A 16,618-nucleotide genomic window follows, 5' to 3' on the forward strand; every position below is an offset into this window, starting at 1 on the left:
CTCTTAAATAAGTGTGGTTTTTGAATTTAAATTATTGATTGTTAATATGTTGTGGTTCGTTTATTGAGGAATGAAATGCTTTTGAACAAAATCAACAATTTAATGTTAATAAAATAGCAGTTTTAGAGGTAATTTTTCCTAATTTCGGCGTTTAATAATATAAGTAAAAATTAACCCCAAATTCATTATGAAAAACATTATTACCCTTGCCCTTATGCTCTTTAGTTTTGTTTCGTTTGCGCAAATTAAAGTCCTTGAAACTGTACCAGTTGAAAAATTGGGAAAAGTAAATAACAACTATATTCAAAAAATTGGAGATGAATATACGGTTTATTACACTAGTATTCAAAATGAGGACGAATCGTCAAGTTTAAGAAAGTTTACTTTCAAAAACGTAAATAACGATTACACCAATTTGTACAATATTATTTTAAATGGTTTTACAGCAAGCCCTTTATATGATATCAAATTAGAGTTGCCAAACAATTACATTTGGTTGCATTACACAGGAAGTGTTCTTCCGGAAAAAGCGACTGTTCAGTTTATGGTTTCTACTAAAGATGCTTCTTCTGCAACTAGCAGTGTTTCTGAGCCATTCGTTAAAGATCAGATTAATAAATTGTTTCAAAAATAATTTGTTAGCAGACACTATATTAAAAAGGCCGTTCAGTTTTCTGAACGGCCTTTTTTAGTTTTCAGTCGCAGTCGCAGTTTACAGAAATGTACTGAAACCGAAGACTGCGACTGAAAACTTATATCTTCTTAACGTACTGTGTGATAATTACAATCTGTTGTCCGTCTACTTTTCCTTCAATGTATTCGGCATTTTCATGATCTAAACGAATGTTACGTACAGCAGTTCCTTGTTTGGCAACCATGCTTGATCCTTTTACTTTTAGGTCTTTAATTAAAACCACAGAATCTCCGTGCTCTAAAATTACGCCGTTACTGTCACGGTGAATTAGTTTATTTTCGTCCTCTTCACCTTCTCCTGTTGCTTGTGCCCATGCCAAAGTATCTTCGTCTAAGTACATCATGTCAAGCAATTCTTGCGGCCATCCTGCAGCACGCATACGGCTTAACATTCTCCAGGCTACGACTTGTACGGCAACATTCTCGTTCCACATACTGTCGTTTAAGCATCTCCAGTGATTTAAATCGACATTGTCGGGATTTTCGATTTGATCTATACAAGTAGTGCAAGCGAATATACTTTCATCAATTCCGCCTTTTTGAGTAGGTAAAACGGTATATACTTTTAGGTTTTCGGTTGCGCCACAAAGTTCACATTTCGATCCGCTTCGTTTGTTTAATTCTCTTTCTATGCTCATTTTGTCTTTTTTTTTTTGGCGAATGTATAGTTAAATACTACGTTTCGCAAATTATGTATTGAAGATTAAATTACTGTTCGCGTTTAACTTCATAAATTTTATTTTCATTGTAAAGTTTCAACATATTCTTTCTGGATATCGAATATGCCTCTTTATAATTTTGTGCGATATCAATTTTATCGATATCTGTTTTTGAATCAATTTCCATTTTATTTGCAAAAATAATCAGACTGTCTTTTGAAACTTGATCGACTTTCATTGTTGAATAATGTCCCTCTACAGAGTTAAAAAAATAAACATCTCCCACTTTTGGGTTTTTGACATAGCTTTCACTGTCTAAATCTGTTTGATGTGAATTATAAAAGCATAAAATAGCAATGGCAGCAACTAAAATTAATCCTGAAAACATCCAAATAGGAGTTTTTATCCCTCCATCTTTTTCTTTTTCTCTATCGAGTTTTGTTTGAATGTTTGCTGGTAATTCAATTTTTTCAAATGTTTTTTTACAGGAATTGCATTCAGTAAGAATTACTTTTTTGATTGGAAAAAATGGAATCCAATATAAGTGTGCGTATTTTCCGTATATGCTATAAATCATTGATACATTAGTATCGCAATTTGGACAATCTACATTTATAATTTGTCCGTCTTTTAAATTACTGGCTTTGGTTCCGTAAAAAAATATCATTTTATGTTTTTTGGTTTGTGCTGCAAAAATAAAGATATATCCTACCGATCCAAATTTATATTTAAGACTAAATTATTTCTGCACCCTTACCGCATCCGGAACCAACATTTCATACTCGCCACCATTTCGCAATACGTCGCGAACAATACTGGAACTGATATAGGATGTTTTGGCTGCAGTTAGCAAGAATACGGTTTCTATTTTTGAAAGACGTCTGTTGGTATGCGCAATCGCTTTTTCGAATTCGAAATCGGCTGGATTACGCAACCCTCTTAAAATAAAGTTCGCTTTTAGTTTATGGCATAAGTCGATGGTAAGACCTTCATAGGTAATAACCGTTATTTTTGGTTCGTCTTTGAACGTTTCTTCAATAAATCGTTTTCTTTCTTCGAGTGAAAACATGTATTTTTTTTCGGCATTAACACCAATCGCAATGACAATTTCATCGAACAAAGAAATTCCTCTTTTGATAATGTCTTCGTGACCTAGTGTAATGGGATCAAATGATCCGGGGAATATGGCTTTTCTCATTTTTTTTGAGGTTCTGAGTTTCTAAGATTCTAAGGTTCTGATTTTTTGAGGTTCAGAGGTTTTTATTTTGATTGTGGAGTTTCTAGTATGATGTTTTCTTTTTTGAAATGACAATATTGGGTTATTTTAGTTTTTTTACGTTTCTAAAGAATACACCTTTCGTTATTTAGATAATAAGCATAGAATAGCTTAGTTGCGATCTATTTGATAAATTATATTTTTGTCATAGAGGTCTTTCAAGTCTTGTTTTGTAAAGTTTTGTGTTTTATTATAATTCTTATCAATATTAATGTCATTAATGCCAGTAGAATTATCTACTTCCATATCGTTAAGATAAATACCAACACTATCTTTTGATACTGATTTTACTTTCAAAGTAGTATAATGCCCATCATTGTTTACAAGGTAAATATCACCGGTTAAAGGGCTTTTAATGTAATTTTTTTCGGCTTTTTTTGCCTGAATACCTGTATAAATACCAAATGAGAGTACAGACATTAGAATGATAGAACCCGTATATTGCCATAAAGGGGTTTTTACGGGATTCTTTTTATATTGTTTCTTGAAATTGTCCTTAATATCAATTGGTAATTCTTTTAATTTCCATGTTTTTTTACAATGATCACATTCGACTATTATTGTACGTTTTATAGGTGCAGCAGGTATAATAACAATATTTACGAAACCACCATAAATTGAAAAATTTAACCCGTTTTTATTATTACAGTTTGGACATGAAGCATTTTCAATCGTTCCTGTTTGTAATTGTTTTATGTTACGGCCTATATTTATGATCATATATTCTGAGTTTATTTTCTTTTTTGATTGATTTTTTTGTGTGATTTGCTCTAAGGGTCAAGAAAACTATCGTAGCCAGGCTTTACTCGAAATAGCAATTCAGGTTTTTTAAAAAACTAAAAAAGGTTCTGAAATCTTAGTAACTTAGAATCTCAGAACCTCAGTAACTTTTTTAAACTAACGCCAGCTCAATCGCATTAGTGAATAAATCTTCCAGAGAGATTCCTGCTGCTCTGGCTTGCTGTGGAATCAAACTTTCTGTTGTTAGTCCCGGAATGGTGTTCATTTCGAGCATATAAGGTTCGTTGTCTACGATAATGAATTCGCTTCTGGAGAAACCTTTCATTTTTAAAACTTCGTAAGCACGTTTGGCTGTTTCAGCTACTTTTTGAGTTAATTCGTCTGAGATTCTTGCCGGTGTTATTTCTTGTGATTTTCCTTCGTATTTGGCTTCATAATCAAAGAAATCATTGTCGGATACAATTTCTGTAATTGGTAAAACTTTAATTTCACCTTTATAATTGATTACACCAACCGAAACTTCTGTTCCGTCAAGGAAACTTTCGATGATGATTTCGTTGTCTTCTTTATAAGCTACCTCGATAGCAATTGGCAATTCGGCAGCGGTTTTTACTTTTGAAATTCCGAAACTTGATCCTGCTTTGTTTGGTTTTACGAAACAAGGTAAACCTACTTTTTTTACAATTTCTTCGGTATTGATAACATCACCTTTGTTCAGGTAATAAGAAATGGCTGTTTTGATTCCGTATGGTTTTAAAACCGAAAGTAAATCACGTTTGTTGAAAGTAAGTGCAGATTGGTAATAATCGCAGGAAGATTGTGGAATGTTTAACAATTCGAAATAAGCCTGCATTAATCCATCCTCACCCGGAGTTCCGTGAATGGCATTGAAAACACAGTCAAAAGTAATTTTTTGCCCGTTTACAGTTACGGAGAAATCATTTTTATCAATTGGAAATTCAGCTTCATTTTCGTCTACATATACCCATTTTTCTTTGAAAATATGAATACGAAAACCAACGTATTTTGTTTTGTCAAGATATTGGTGCACAACATTTCCGCTGATAAGAGAAATTTTATATTCGCTTGAATATCCGCCCATGATGATGGCTATGTTTTTCATTTTTTTATGTTTAGTATGTTTTGTTCGTTTTTTTGTTTCAAGTTTCAAGTTTCAAGTTTCAGGTTTCAGGTTTCAAGTTCGACAATTTTGTGAACTTTGGGTGAAATCTTTGCGGCCTTTGCAGTTAAATTTTAACGTAGCGTTTTTTTGCCACTTTCTTGTTTTAAACAAAATTATCATTTTTTTTGAAACGAAATAGGTTTATCTTTGCCACAACTAAAAATAATTTTATGAGTTTACGTAAGTATTTAACAAGCCGTGTGTTCTTTTTGCAAGTATTAGGTGCGGCTGCTATTATTGCAGTTTTGGGTTATTTGTTTATGCATTGGTTGACTTTTACAACTGATCACGGGCATGAAATCGCTGTTCCGAATTTATCTAAACTAACCGAAGAGCAAGTAGAAGCAAAATTGGACGAGCTGGACTTAGATTATGTGCTTTTGGATAGTGTTGATTACCGAAGTGAATTTCCAAAATACAGTGTAGTGGAGCAGGATCCATTGCCTGGAACAAAGGTAAAAGTTGGTAGAAAAATATATATAAAAATTAATGCTTCCGGATTTTCGTCTGTTCGAATTCCGGATTTAATAGAAAAAACGTATCGTGAAGCAGTTCCTACGCTAAAGGCTTTAGGACTTGAAGCAGGAACAATTACCTATATTCCGAATCTTGGAAAAGATATGGTTTTGGAAATGCGTTACAAAGGAAGAAATTTAAAAGTAGGTGACCGTGTATTGAAAGCTTCTAAAATTGATTTGGTTTTAGGAGACGGAAAAGCAACGTATGCAGATGACAGTCAGGCGACAGATAGTTTAGCTGTGCCACCAACTGAAACCCCAAAAGATGAACAATAATATTGAAAATTTAGATTTGGAAGACGAGTTATTCGAACATTTCAGATTTGAAGTCCCTAAAGGTCAAGCGCTCTTGCGTATTGACAAATATTTAATGAATTTGATTCAGAATGCGACTCGAAATAAAATTCAGAACGCAGCTACTGAAGGAAACATTTTTGTAAATGATATTCCGGTAAAATCAAATTATAAAGTAAAACCATTAGATGTGGTAACCGTGATGTTATCGCACCCGCCCTTTGAAAATCATATTCTTCCGGAAGATCTTCCATTGAATATTGTTTATGAAGATGATGCTTTGTTGTTAATCAACAAGGAACCGGGAATGGTAGTACATCCGGGTCACGGAAATTACACCGGAACCTTAGTGAATGCTTTGGCACATCATTTTGATAATCTGCCAATGAATAGCAGCGAACGTCCTGGTTTGGTTCACAGAATCGACAAGGATACTTCAGGACTTTTGGTTGTAGCCAAAACCGAAGCTGCCATGACACATTTGGCAAAGCAATTTGAAGCCAAAACTTCTGAACGTGAGTATATCGCTCTTGTTTGGGGTAATGTAGCGGAAGAAGCGGGAACGATTGAAGGAAATCTGGCCCGACACTTAAAAGACCGCATGCAAATGGCTGTTTTTGCTGATCCTGAAATCGGGAAACCTGCAATTACACATTATAAAGTGTTGGAACGTTTTGGTTATGTAACGCTTATTTCTTGTAAATTGGAAACAGGCAGAACACACCAAATCCGTGCGCACCTGAAACATATCGGACATCCGCTGTTTAATGACGAACGTTACGGAGGGCATTTGATTCTGAAAGGAACCACTTTTACAAAATACAAACAATTTATAGACAATTGTTTCAAAGCATTACCACGTCAGGCTCTGCATGCTAAAACACTTGGTTTTGTGCATCCGACTACGGGAGAAATGATGCGTTTTGATACCGAATTACCGCAAGATTTTCAAGATTGTATTGAGAAATGGCGCAATTATGGAAAGACGCATAATATGGAAGACGAAGAGAACTAATTAGATAATTTTGTAATATAAAAAGCTCCTATTGGAGCTTTTTTATTTAGATACTTTTTACAATAAAGTCGGTTATTTTTACTTCTCCATTTGTTAAGAGACCCAATTTTCCATGTTGGCTTAAATTGCTTTTTTCTAAGGAACATTCCAGTTTAGTGACATTATCTACAGAAAAGAATAATTGATTGTTTAAAACCCGAATTTTGACCGAATACCAATGATTATTTTTTAAGCTGATTGATTTGGTAAATAAACTTGGTCCGCCACGTTTGTCGTATTCGTTACTTCCTTTGTTGTAGGTGCCTCTGCCAATAACGATATTCTGATCAATCTGATAAAGGTAAGTTCTGATGTATTTATCCTGATCGATATGGAGCATTATTTCAAATAAAGATTCTTTTGTCATATTGACTTTCAAATCAATTTCGAAATTTTTCGGAAGTTGTTTTTTAGATTCCATAACACCCCACACCATAGGATCTCCGGTACCCATTAAGGTGTCTTTTTGTAAAGACCAACTTTTTGAATTTTGCTTCCAGTCGGATTTGATTTGTGCTGTTTTGGTTAATTGATATTCTTTTTTTTGTGTTGAAATTACGCTGGAACAGGAAATTAATAATAAGGACAACAGGGAGAATGTAAGGTATTTAAATGTCATAAGTTTGGTTTTTAATTCAATTTCAGCATGGTATTTTCAATCCATCAAGCCTTTTTTTGTAGCTCTGTCAATTTCGACGAAGGAGAAATCGCGCTCTCAAATCAACAAAGATTGGCGATTTTCTATGCGGAATTCCTTGTGTGATTTCTCCTTTGTCGAAAGGACAAACGACGTTTTTTTTAAAATAAACCAAATTTTTAGATCCAATTTTTTACACCTGATCCTTTTTTTAGGCAAGTAACGCAAAGTAAATTTAAAATGAACTTACATTACTTATATGGTTTAAAATATACTTTTACTTGATTATCAACTTTTGCACCGGATGCTATTTTACTTTTCCAATCGAACCTGTTGGTGTGGGTACTAATTCAAATACGGAGGTAGGAGCGAGGCCTGATTCGATGCGGTGTGAAACGTAGATGATCGCCACGCTGGTTTCTTGTTTTATGGTATTGATAAGCTGAATTACCAAATCTACATTTTCGTCGTCTAAACCTTCGACAGGTTCGTCCAGAATTAATAAGGGTGGATGTTTTAAAACGGCACGAACAATCAACGCCACTCTTTGCTGGCCAATTGACAGTTCAGTAAAACGTTTGTTTTTTAAAGAACTCATTTCGATTACTTCAAGCCATTGTGCTACGTTTTGCTTTTGAAAAGTTGTGGGTTCTGTATATAATCCGATAGAATCGAAAAATCCGGACAGTATCATTTGTTCTAAAGTGTGGCCTTTTTGAAACAAATCGGTCATCGAAGTGGTGAAGATTCCGATCTGTTTTTTAATATCCCAAACACTTTCTCCCGTTCCTTTTTTTCTTCCAAATAAAAATAAATCCTGACCAAATCCTTTTGGATTGTCTCCCGTAATTAAAGAAAGGATCGTGCTTTTTCCGGAACCATTTGGACCGATAAGTTGCCAGAACTCACCCGGTTTTATGGTCCACGATATTTGATCTACAATTTTTCTTTCTTCGTAACTTACCGAAACGTTTTCCATTTTTATTAATACACTTTCGTGAAAGGAATGCGGTTCTATGGCTTTTGGAATTGAAGTAGTCTGTAATGTTTTAAAATGGTTTTCGACTTTTGATAATGGATGTAAGGCAAATGAATTGTCCTTAATTTGAGCTTTATTCGGAACAAAATCAAGAACGTCAACATATCGATTAACCAATTGAATAATAGCAATACTATCGGTCATTTTTTTTAGAGATTCTGCCAAAACAACACGAGAGGCTTGATCTAAATGATCAAAAGGATTATCGAAAATGATGAAATCAGGTTTTTGATTGATACAGTATCGCAGAAATTCTTTTTTGCGCTCGCCTGAAGAAAAGGTTCGCAATTGTCGGTGTGAATCCGGAGAAGCTTCTACAATGTCGTATTGGTATTCTTTTTCAATAAATTTCTCTATCGCCATGTCGGAGAAAAGAATGCCTTTTTGGTCTTTAAAAACGGCCAGTTCTCCTTCAATAGTGCCGGAAAGTAACGTGTCGATAAAAGCTTTTTTGTTTACTTTATTTGATAAAAGGATATCCCAATGCTGCATTTTTATTTCTTAAAAGATTAATTGTTTTCTTTGGTTGCCATCGGACGATCGTTACGTGACCACTCGCTCCAGGAACCTACATATAATTTTGGAATCGGAATTCCGGCATAATCCATTGCTAATAAAGTATGACAAGCCGTAACGCCCGAACCACAATGGACTATTGTATTTTCGGGTTTTACAGAACCTAAAATTTCAGTATATTTTTTTGCTAAAATTTCAGCAACATGATAAAAGCCGTTTTCGTCTAAGTTTTCACTAAAAGGAACATTAGTCGCTCCCGGTATATGTCCTGCGATTAAATCCAGAGGCTCTGTGAGACCATCAAAACGATTTTTGTCTCTAACATCAATAACGATAAACTCGTCATTATTTCGGGCCGTTTCAACTTGGTCTATGTCCGCTAAACCCAATTGCCATTCTTTAATCGGGTAGTTTTCTACGGTGTCAAAATGTTCAATTTCTGAACTTATTGGAAAGCCACTTTTGACGGCAGCCTGTAAACCACCGTTTAAAACCTGTACTTTTTCATGTCCGGCAGCTCTGAGCATCCACCAAAATCTGGCGGCGGCATTGGAGACGTTTTTATCATCATAAATTACAATATGGCTTGAAGGTTGAATTCCAAGTTTTGATAGTGTTTTTGAAAATTTATCAAGAGAAGGTAAAGGATGTCTTCCACCGTTTGCAGGCTCGGTTGTGATCGTGGCTAAATCATGGTTTAAGTCAACGTATCGGGCAGCTTTTAAATGCTCTTTTTTATAATTTTCTTCCGCACCGATTCCAGCTCTCGCATCTATTAGTATGATTTTTTGAGAAGCATGTAATTCCAGTAGCTCATTGGGATTTATAAGAGGCGAAATTTTAGTTGACATGGCTTTGGCGTTTTTTGGTTTTATAAAGGATTGAAAATTGGTGATTTGTGTTTGATGCTTCCTTTTTTTGCCACGAATTGTATGAATTGGCGCGAATTGAATTTGTTGGTTTGTTTGGTGACTGAGGTTAACTTGGGATTTTTTCGATCAGGATTTCATTATCTGATTGATCAAAATAAGTACAGGTCATTTCGACTATATCAACACGCCATTTTGCAATACCACATTGCGCACAATGGCCGCAGAATGTTATATAATCGGTTTCACCATACTGATGTTTTACCAAAAACTCAATAAATAGTTCTTTGTTCGGAAAAGGGGCAACTTTAATTTCGGCATATTTTTCATCAGCAGTAACGTTGTAATTGTTTACGCCGTAATATTCTACATGACCGTCGTGCACAAAAGTATCGTATCCTTTAACACCCAGAATAATTAAGTCTTGTATATAGTTTGGAAAATCGGCACCCGATTTTACTTTAGAATGTGCTTCTTTTATTTGTTCGATTGTAAACATATTGTCAGTTTTTTAAGATTGCTATTATAATTCAAAAATACGATTAATGGATCAAAAAACGGATTCCGTTTTTATTATGTGACCGAATTTGAATTGATACTTATAAAAGTAAAGAGAACCATTTTTAAAACAAAGAGTAAAATGCTAAAGTTATCTGAAAAAGCAAAGGACTGGGAATTACCGTCACTTCTAATTTTTGTAGGTTTCTTTTTAGTTTCGTTTAATTTAATGTTAACTACTTGATTTTTAAAATGTTGTATTTTGGCGATGAATAATGCACTTAAAAGGATATTTTTTTTAAATAGCAAGGTTTTTCGTAAATTTAATAGTAGAATGTTGTAAGCTAAAATTGATATTATGAAAAGAACAATACTTCTATTCCTGTTGACAGCCCCTACATTTGCCCAGGAAATCAATACATTTGATTTTGCCGTTATAAACTCAACCTTAATTTCACCCAATATCGATCTTGATAAAGGACGTAGTGTTGTTGCGGGCAATGAAAATCAATATTCGACTTACTTTCAGTACGCCTTTACGATGTGCGAGGACGATGTTATTTTGGGAGCTGGCATCGATAAGTCTGATATTGATCGGTCTTATGTTGGTTATATCGGTAAGATATGTGAAAAATTCAGAGCTACAATCGCTATAGGTTACTTAGAGTCGAGGAGTGGTTATGACGGAACATTTACGGGATTTAGTGTATCCTGGCATTTTAAGGAGAACACTTTTATTGGTGGTAGTCTTGAGAATCTGCATTCTACAAGTATTAGTTATGATACCGATGAAAGTTCCGATTATTACAGAAAACTGGTTCCAAAAGTTTTTGCGAGTTACGAAATTATTCCACATGTGATTGCTTTTGGTCAGTTAAGCAGCAGAGTTAATGATATTGCTTTAAAATATCAGAACGATCGTTTCGCGGCGGGAGGGTTTTATTCCGGTCAGGGAGAAGAAGGAATTTTTGGAACAGTAAACTTTGGTCGTTTTGCAGTTTCCTGCAGTACAACTTTTGATAAAGTAAATTTTGGATTGAAGTTTCAATAAACTAACAACGTCTTACTCTAGAAAATTTATTTCTTTAACGTGACAACCTGTTGCGGATAAGGGATATCAATATTGGCCTCGTCAAAACGTTTTTTGATGCTTTGCAATAAATCGCAATACATAATAAAACCGTCCGTAGAGTTTTTTGCCCATGCCCAGGTTTTTATATTGACACTTGATGCACCGAGTTCAACTACTCTTGCATTAACTAAAGGCGTGTTTTTCTTTTTTTCTTCGGCAGTTCGATTATCAATAGAAAGGGGATGTTTGCTGACTTCCTCTTTCATGATTTCCAGCGCTTTTTCGATATCCGATTCGTAACCGATACCAATTTGGATTATTTTGCAACACTTGGTATCGTGCATATTGGTGTTTACAATAATTTGATTGCTAATAATCGAATTTGGAATAATGATTCGGTTGTTTTCCGCATCTTTCAGAACGACCTGTCTTAGATTGATATCTTCAACGGTACCTACAAAATTGTTGATGGTAATTTTGTCATTGATTCGAAAAGGCTTAAAAATCACAAGAAAAATACCGCTTACAATGTTACTTAACGCTTGTTGCGAAGCCAAACCGGCCACTATCGAAATAACACCGGCTCCTGCCAAAAAGGAATGTCCGATAATTTTAAATTCCGGAATTTGTATTAAGGCAAATGCAAATCCCAAAATATAAATAACCGTAATGATTAAGTGTTTTAAAAACTTAAAACCTGTCGCATCGTATTCTTTATCGCTGAGTTTGCGATAGAGAAACATTTTTAAGGCTCTATCTGTAATGGCACCCAAAACGATGGTTACAATCACTATAATAGCGACAAAAATGCCTATCCTAAAATCTGTTATATAATCAATCATTCGTTGTAAAAAGGAGCTTATTATTCGTCGAAATTGTCGTAATAGGTAAAGTCTTTTGTGATCAAACCGTTTTCAATTGTAAAAACAGTACAAATTGGGAGTTCAAAAGTTGAATCGTCTTCGGCAGTTCCGGAAGACACAAATTCAACGATAACATTATTTTCGCCTGAAGGATAAATCTGAATGACTTTATCAGTCAAATCCGGAAACATCTGATTTAATTCACTGTATTTTTTTAGGGTTTCAGCACGAGTTTGTTTTACGATCCCTGTTCCGAGTGACGGATCTTTAAAATCGGCAGTCGGAGTATACATTTCGGACATTTCTTTCCATTTGTGGTTGTTGAAATGCTCGAAATATTGTTTGACTAAGGCTGTATTTTTTGACTCCATATTTTGCGGTTTTTGGTTGTTACAAGAGATTAAAATTAATAGTGTAAAAAAACTTATGATTGCTTTTTTCATAGTTATCGTTTTAATTATGGTTGAAACATTCGTTTAACTGTAAGCACAAAATGGAGTCAATTTATTACATAGGAGCTGTTTTAAAGCGCTATAAAATCTTCACTTTTCGGGAAAATACTCAAAGCATCAACTGCAATTTGTGGAGTTGGAGTAGCTAATTTACGCAATTTAGTATCCATCCAGGCACCATCAACAGTAATAACGGCACAAAGCGTATCATCTTCCTTTCTGAATTCGTGAACGATAGACCAACGCGAAGCATCCGCTTTCATTTTGGAGGTTTTGGTATGAATGAATATTTTATCTGAAAGTTTTAGCTCTTTTCTAAAAACGCACTCTTCTCTAAATAAAATGGGTCCAAAGCCCTCTGTCTGCATTATTCTTAAAGTCAACCCCAATTGTTCTAAAACTTCAATACGATGTTGTGCGCCAAAATCGTAATAAGCACTATGGCGAACGTGAAAATTTGGGTCAAGATCTGACCAGCGAAAAGATAATTCTTTAGTAAATGAAACCATTTGTTTTTTTAATTTTAATGTTAATCGGAACTGTTTTTTGAGATTTGTTTCTCAGAAAAACGGTTATTGTCAGAAATCGAAATTACAAATAAAAACCGGAAAAGTTCTTTATGAAAACTTAAAGTATCAGCGACAGCTTAATAATATTCTGTTTGAAAAGAGACGAAATCCTGTAATTTAGGTAATGGTCTGATAAGGACTTTCTTCTGGGAATGAGTTGGCTTTTCACTTTCGTCGTCATAACGTTCTGTATCCTTAATTCGGATTCCGGTAGATAAATTAAAATCGATTGTGGTCATTGTACCTAGGCCGTCAGAATAGGCTTCGGAGAAACCGATAAGTTCGAAATTGCCATTTTGAAATCGGAATTTATGTTCATAATGGCCTCTTGTAAGTTCAATATTAATATTGAGAATTCCTTTTTTGATCGTAATTTCTGAAAAAGCATTCCCTGAGTAATAACCTTTTTTGCCCTCAGGAAATGCTGGATCTATTGCTTTTGTTGAAGAAATAATTGGTTTGAATTTTCCATTTGTTTCAGCAAAATAGATTTCGAGTTTATAAGGTCCTTCATCATTTAAGGTGTCTTGTGATACTAAAACATAATCGATTAAACCGTCTTTGTTTAAATCGCCTTTTACTTTGGTAATCTCTTTATTGAAATTATCTTTTTGAGCAAAGAGCAACGTGGAGAAAAGGATAAAGTATAGTGAAATCAATTTTGCCATTGGGTAATGCAGTAATTTATTTTTAATTCAGTTGAGATTCTTTTATGGCTGATATTTGGATGTCATCTTCATCTAAAGCTTGTAAAAAATCTGCTGCATCATAAACTTCTCCCATTGTTGTTACACCGGTCTTTTTTACTCTGCCGGACAAAATTCTATTTATTCCTTCTACTACCAACGGAGCGGTAACGGCATAAATATCCTGTCCCTGAGCGGTAATGATTCTTATTTGGTTGTCTTTTGTTGCAACAACATCAACACAGAATTGTTGTGAGGATCTGTTTTTGCTGTCTACAGCTTTAGGTTCCGGAGTATCATCATTTCTCAGATCATTCAAAGAGTTTTGACTAAGATAGGTATTAACACTGCTAACATTTAAATGACGCGAAATAGTAATGATTTCAGAAAGCGGCAAAGCAACAACTTCCTTAATCCCAATTGGACTTTTAAAATCCCATTCTTGCGAAGGACTTGCTTCAAGTTCTTGTAAACGATTGTCTTTGAACGTTAATCTTTTATAGTGATTTCGGTCTCCTGTTACCCTTGTTCCTTTTGTTGGATGCCACGAATCCAATCCGATATAAACATTTATTTCATCGATCCGGTTCCAATCGTGGGTTAGGGCAGTACTCAATAAATCGGCTAATCCGCCATAGAAAGCAGAGGCCGGAATTATGAGGATTTTATCGTTTTTTGCCTGTTCAGAAAACTGTTCGAAGATGTCTAAAACAGGTTTTTGTTCCGCCGTTAAATCAATGTAATGACTACCCAGTCGCAAAGCAGATTTTATGATAGGTTCTGCAGTGTCTAAGTAAGGGCCGGCACAGTTTATAATAATTTCTGCACCTGAAAATGCATCGTCTAATGTTTTCGGATCGTGAATAGATGCTGCTTGTATTTTTAAATCTGGATATTCTTGATTTAAAAGCACTAATTTTTCCTGATCTCTTCCCGAAAGAATAAGATTTGTGTAACCTTGTCTGTAGAGTTCGGAGACAATAAACTTTCCGGTGTGTCCGTAGGCACCATAAATTGCAATTCTATTTTTCATAAGGGTTAGTTGGTTTAGTAATGTATAAAAAATATATTTTAAGAACGATTCGTTTCTTTTGGAGTTAATTTTTTTACAATCCAGGGCAAAGTAAGTCCTTGTCCGATAAGGGTTAATAATACAACCGCAACTGAAATAAAAATAATAGCATTTCTTTGAGGGAATGGCGTTCCGTTTTCCAGAAATTTGGGCAATCCGATCGCGATTGCCAACGAAACAATACCGCGCATACCGGACCAACCCAAAGTGATACTGTTGTTGAAGTCTAAAAGAGCATGTTCGCTTATTTTTCTTTTTCCTTTTGTATTTAGAAAAGCTTTTTGAAGGTTTATTTTTTGCAGAAAAACCCTTCCCATCCTAATTAGCAGTGCTGTGATGGTAATTATCGCAGCATACCCAATATAAGGCAAAATCATAGTATTGTCTATGTCTTTGAGGATGTAGCGGAAATTAAGACCAATTAAAATAAAGATTAATCCGTTAAGGAGAAAAATAATAATATCCCAAAGCGTTCTGGAGTTGTTTTTTAGACTTTCAGGGAAGATTTTATTGCTGAATCGGGCAATAGACAATCCTAAAACGACTACCGCGATAACGCCTGAGACGTGCAGATGTTCAGCAACAAGATAGGCTACAAAGGGCATTAAGAGCATAAAACTAATCGTAACGTTCACATTTTTATGCACTTTGGTTAGGATGTAAGCGAGAATTTTGGCCATGATAAAACCAACCAAAAAACCACCTCCAAGCAATAACATAAACTGTAAGGTCGCTTTCCAAATTACAAAAGCTGATCCCATTACAGCCGCCACAGCAAAGCGGTAAGCAACAAATGCCGATGCGTCGTTAATAAGGCTTTCTCCCTCAAGGATTGTGATGGTTTTGTGTGAAATTTTCAGCCCTTTTGTGATACTTATAGCCGCTACAGCATCGGTGGCAGAAAGGATTGCGCCAAGTACAAACGAAAGCGGCCAGGTCATTCCGGGAATCAGGTAATGGGCAACAATGGCAATTCCTAAAGTGGTAACAAAAACTAATGTAATGGCCAATGTACCAATTGTATTGATATTGGTTTTAAAATCATTAGGCGAAATATTAAAAGAAGCATCGTATAAAAGCGGAGGCAGAAAAATCAAAAAAATAATTTCGGGATTAATCTCAATTTCGCCCATGCTTGGAAAAAAGCCGATTATGATTCCAACAATAACCAATAAAATAGGGTAGGGTAACTTAATTTTATCTGCAAAAGCAGAAAGTCCAATTACGATGGCCAGGATAAAAATGATGATGCTGTAATTTTCCATTATTTGGCTTTTACTGAATGAGGTATTTTTTGAGATTACTAATTTAGTTATTTCTTAAAATAAAAAATTCACAAAGTTTCTTAAAATTATCCTGTTTCTATTTTATTGGTAGTTGATTTTTGATGTTATAACATAAGAATTACAATTTCTGACCTTAGTAAAAAAGGAGAAACTCCCTATTTGGCTAGAAGAGGAATGTGAAAAACAAGTGTTTTGGCTGAATGTAAATGAAATTGAAAAAGCTAACAATATTAAAATTCCGAACTGATAAAAATACAGAATAATTGATTCTTATTAATTTGTTTTTGAAAGTGGGTGTTGCAGATAAATGATTATCATATTGAGTATGAGAAAAGGCAATTCAATAGCAACACCTTTTAAATCTTTATCTAAAAGACGAAAACAAATAATCATAAGGATCCCGGCTCCCATTAAAAAATTACCCCAAACAAATGTTCTTGGAAAAGGTATTAGCAAAGCACTGATAATTGTAACGGCTCCATTTATAATTAGCACTGTTCTGTTGAAGTTCCATTTACTGAATATTTCGAGCATTTCAGGTTTAACGGTGAGCATTGCATACCCTTGTTTTAGTCCCATAAAAATAGCAATAAGCATCAAGACGGTATTAATGATTTTCAGTATCATAGGCTGTTTTTTTT

20 protein-coding genes are annotated in these 16,618 nt (G+C 34.7%); 4 read left to right on the forward strand and 16 right to left on the reverse strand.

The features are described 5' to 3' along the window. Nucleotides 1-187 precede the first annotated feature (187 nt). The gene (locus ACHRV5_RS05415; protein WP_047775962.1) at nucleotides 188-634 is read left to right on the forward strand and encodes a hypothetical protein; all 447 of its coding nucleotides are present in this window, start codon (nucleotides 188-190) and stop codon (nucleotides 632-634) included. Between the two features lie 118 nt (nucleotides 635-752). On the opposite strand, the gene ACHRV5_RS05420 is transcribed toward ACHRV5_RS05415, so the two are convergent. The 5 genes from ACHRV5_RS05420 to ACHRV5_RS05440 form a co-directional block, all read right to left on the reverse strand. Then, complete coding sequence (locus ACHRV5_RS05420; RefSeq protein WP_230001612.1) at nucleotides 753-1,331, reverse strand: alkylphosphonate utilization protein; 579 nt, start codon at nucleotides 1,329-1,331, stop codon at nucleotides 753-755. 70 nt (nucleotides 1,332-1,401) lie between these two features. Further along, nucleotides 1,402-2,019 (reverse strand): hypothetical protein, encoded by a 618-nt coding sequence (locus ACHRV5_RS05425; protein ID WP_395426038.1) that lies wholly within the window; start codon nucleotides 2,017-2,019, stop codon nucleotides 1,402-1,404. 72 nt (nucleotides 2,020-2,091) lie between these two features. Further along, the gene (gene coaD / locus ACHRV5_RS05430) at nucleotides 2,092-2,550 is read right to left on the reverse strand and encodes a pantetheine-phosphate adenylyltransferase (RefSeq protein WP_047775957.1); all 459 of its coding nucleotides are present in this window, start codon (nucleotides 2,548-2,550) and stop codon (nucleotides 2,092-2,094) included. Between the two features lie 189 nt (nucleotides 2,551-2,739). Next, nucleotides 2,740-3,348 (reverse strand): hypothetical protein, encoded by a 609-nt coding sequence (locus ACHRV5_RS05435; protein WP_395426039.1) that lies wholly within the window; start codon nucleotides 3,346-3,348, stop codon nucleotides 2,740-2,742. 172 nt (nucleotides 3,349-3,520) lie between these two features. Next, nucleotides 3,521-4,492, reverse strand: coding sequence for a D-alanine--D-alanine ligase (locus ACHRV5_RS05440; protein WP_047776301.1), 972 nt, complete (start codon nucleotides 4,490-4,492; stop codon nucleotides 3,521-3,523). Between the two features lie 230 nt (nucleotides 4,493-4,722). On the opposite strand from ACHRV5_RS05440, the gene ACHRV5_RS05445 reads away from it, so the two are divergent. Continuing rightward, nucleotides 4,723-5,346: a PASTA domain-containing protein gene (locus ACHRV5_RS05445; protein WP_047775955.1), complete on the forward strand. Its 624-nt coding sequence runs from the start codon at nucleotides 4,723-4,725 to the stop codon at nucleotides 5,344-5,346. Then, nucleotides 5,336-6,379: an RluA family pseudouridine synthase gene (locus tag ACHRV5_RS05450; RefSeq protein WP_047775954.1), complete on the forward strand. Its 1,044-nt coding sequence runs from the start codon at nucleotides 5,336-5,338 to the stop codon at nucleotides 6,377-6,379. Before ACHRV5_RS05445 ends, ACHRV5_RS05450 begins: the two co-directional genes overlap by 11 nt. A 46-nt stretch (nucleotides 6,380-6,425) precedes the next feature. Here ACHRV5_RS05450 and ACHRV5_RS05455 read toward each other — a convergent pair whose 3' ends face one another. From ACHRV5_RS05455 to ACHRV5_RS05470, 4 genes are all read right to left on the reverse strand, one after another. Further along, nucleotides 6,426-7,037, reverse strand: coding sequence for a hypothetical protein (locus ACHRV5_RS05455; RefSeq protein ID WP_395426040.1), 612 nt, complete (start codon nucleotides 7,035-7,037; stop codon nucleotides 6,426-6,428). Nucleotides 7,038-7,362: 325 nt separating this feature from the next. Then, entirely contained in the window at nucleotides 7,363-8,586 is a 1,224-nt protein-coding gene (locus ACHRV5_RS05460) for an ATP-binding cassette domain-containing protein (protein ID WP_395426041.1), read from the reverse strand. A gap of 17 nt (nucleotides 8,587-8,603) precedes the next feature. Continuing rightward, nucleotides 8,604-9,461, reverse strand: a complete 858-nt coding sequence (locus tag ACHRV5_RS05465) for a sulfurtransferase (RefSeq protein WP_395426042.1) — start codon at nucleotides 9,459-9,461, stop codon at nucleotides 8,604-8,606. A 127-nt stretch (nucleotides 9,462-9,588) separates the two neighbouring features. Beyond that, complete coding sequence (locus tag ACHRV5_RS05470; protein WP_047775941.1) at nucleotides 9,589-9,978, reverse strand: DUF1398 domain-containing protein; 390 nt, start codon at nucleotides 9,976-9,978, stop codon at nucleotides 9,589-9,591. Between the two features lie 357 nt (nucleotides 9,979-10,335). Here ACHRV5_RS05470 and ACHRV5_RS05475 point away from each other — a divergent pair, with 357 nt between their 5' ends. Continuing rightward, nucleotides 10,336-11,028, forward strand: a complete 693-nt coding sequence (locus tag ACHRV5_RS05475; RefSeq protein WP_395426043.1) for a hypothetical protein — start codon at nucleotides 10,336-10,338, stop codon at nucleotides 11,026-11,028. Between the two features lie 26 nt (nucleotides 11,029-11,054). Here ACHRV5_RS05475 and ACHRV5_RS05480 read toward each other — a convergent pair whose 3' ends face one another. From ACHRV5_RS05480 to ACHRV5_RS05510, 7 genes are all read right to left on the reverse strand, one after another. Further along, nucleotides 11,055-11,891, reverse strand: a complete 837-nt coding sequence (locus tag ACHRV5_RS05480; RefSeq protein ID WP_047775938.1) for a mechanosensitive ion channel family protein — start codon at nucleotides 11,889-11,891, stop codon at nucleotides 11,055-11,057. A 20-nt stretch (nucleotides 11,892-11,911) separates the two neighbouring features. Continuing rightward, nucleotides 11,912-12,355 (reverse strand): nuclear transport factor 2 family protein, encoded by a 444-nt coding sequence (locus tag ACHRV5_RS05485; RefSeq protein ID WP_395426044.1) that lies wholly within the window; start codon nucleotides 12,353-12,355, stop codon nucleotides 11,912-11,914. A gap of 80 nt (nucleotides 12,356-12,435) precedes the next feature. Beyond that, entirely contained in the window at nucleotides 12,436-12,873 is a 438-nt protein-coding gene (locus ACHRV5_RS05490; RefSeq protein ID WP_395426045.1) for an acyl-CoA thioesterase, read from the reverse strand. Nucleotides 12,874-13,010: 137 nt separating this feature from the next. Continuing rightward, entirely contained in the window at nucleotides 13,011-13,601 is a 591-nt protein-coding gene (locus ACHRV5_RS05495) for a hypothetical protein (protein ID WP_395426046.1), read from the reverse strand. Nucleotides 13,602-13,623: 22 nt separating this feature from the next. Continuing rightward, nucleotides 13,624-14,652: a saccharopine dehydrogenase family protein gene (locus ACHRV5_RS05500; RefSeq protein ID WP_395426047.1), complete on the reverse strand. Its 1,029-nt coding sequence runs from the start codon at nucleotides 14,650-14,652 to the stop codon at nucleotides 13,624-13,626. A gap of 38 nt (nucleotides 14,653-14,690) precedes the next feature. Continuing rightward, nucleotides 14,691-15,956: a Na+/H+ antiporter gene (locus tag ACHRV5_RS05505; protein ID WP_395426048.1), complete on the reverse strand. Its 1,266-nt coding sequence runs from the start codon at nucleotides 15,954-15,956 to the stop codon at nucleotides 14,691-14,693. A gap of 294 nt (nucleotides 15,957-16,250) precedes the next feature. Continuing rightward, the gene (locus ACHRV5_RS05510; protein WP_395426049.1) at nucleotides 16,251-16,604 is read right to left on the reverse strand and encodes a DoxX family protein; all 354 of its coding nucleotides are present in this window, start codon (nucleotides 16,602-16,604) and stop codon (nucleotides 16,251-16,253) included. Between the last annotated feature and the right edge of the window lie 14 nt (nucleotides 16,605-16,618).

The organism is Flavobacterium sp. FlaQc-52 (assembly GCF_044007495.1).
Taxonomy (GTDB): Bacteria; Bacteroidota; Bacteroidia; order Flavobacteriales; family Flavobacteriaceae; genus Flavobacterium; species Flavobacterium cupriresistens.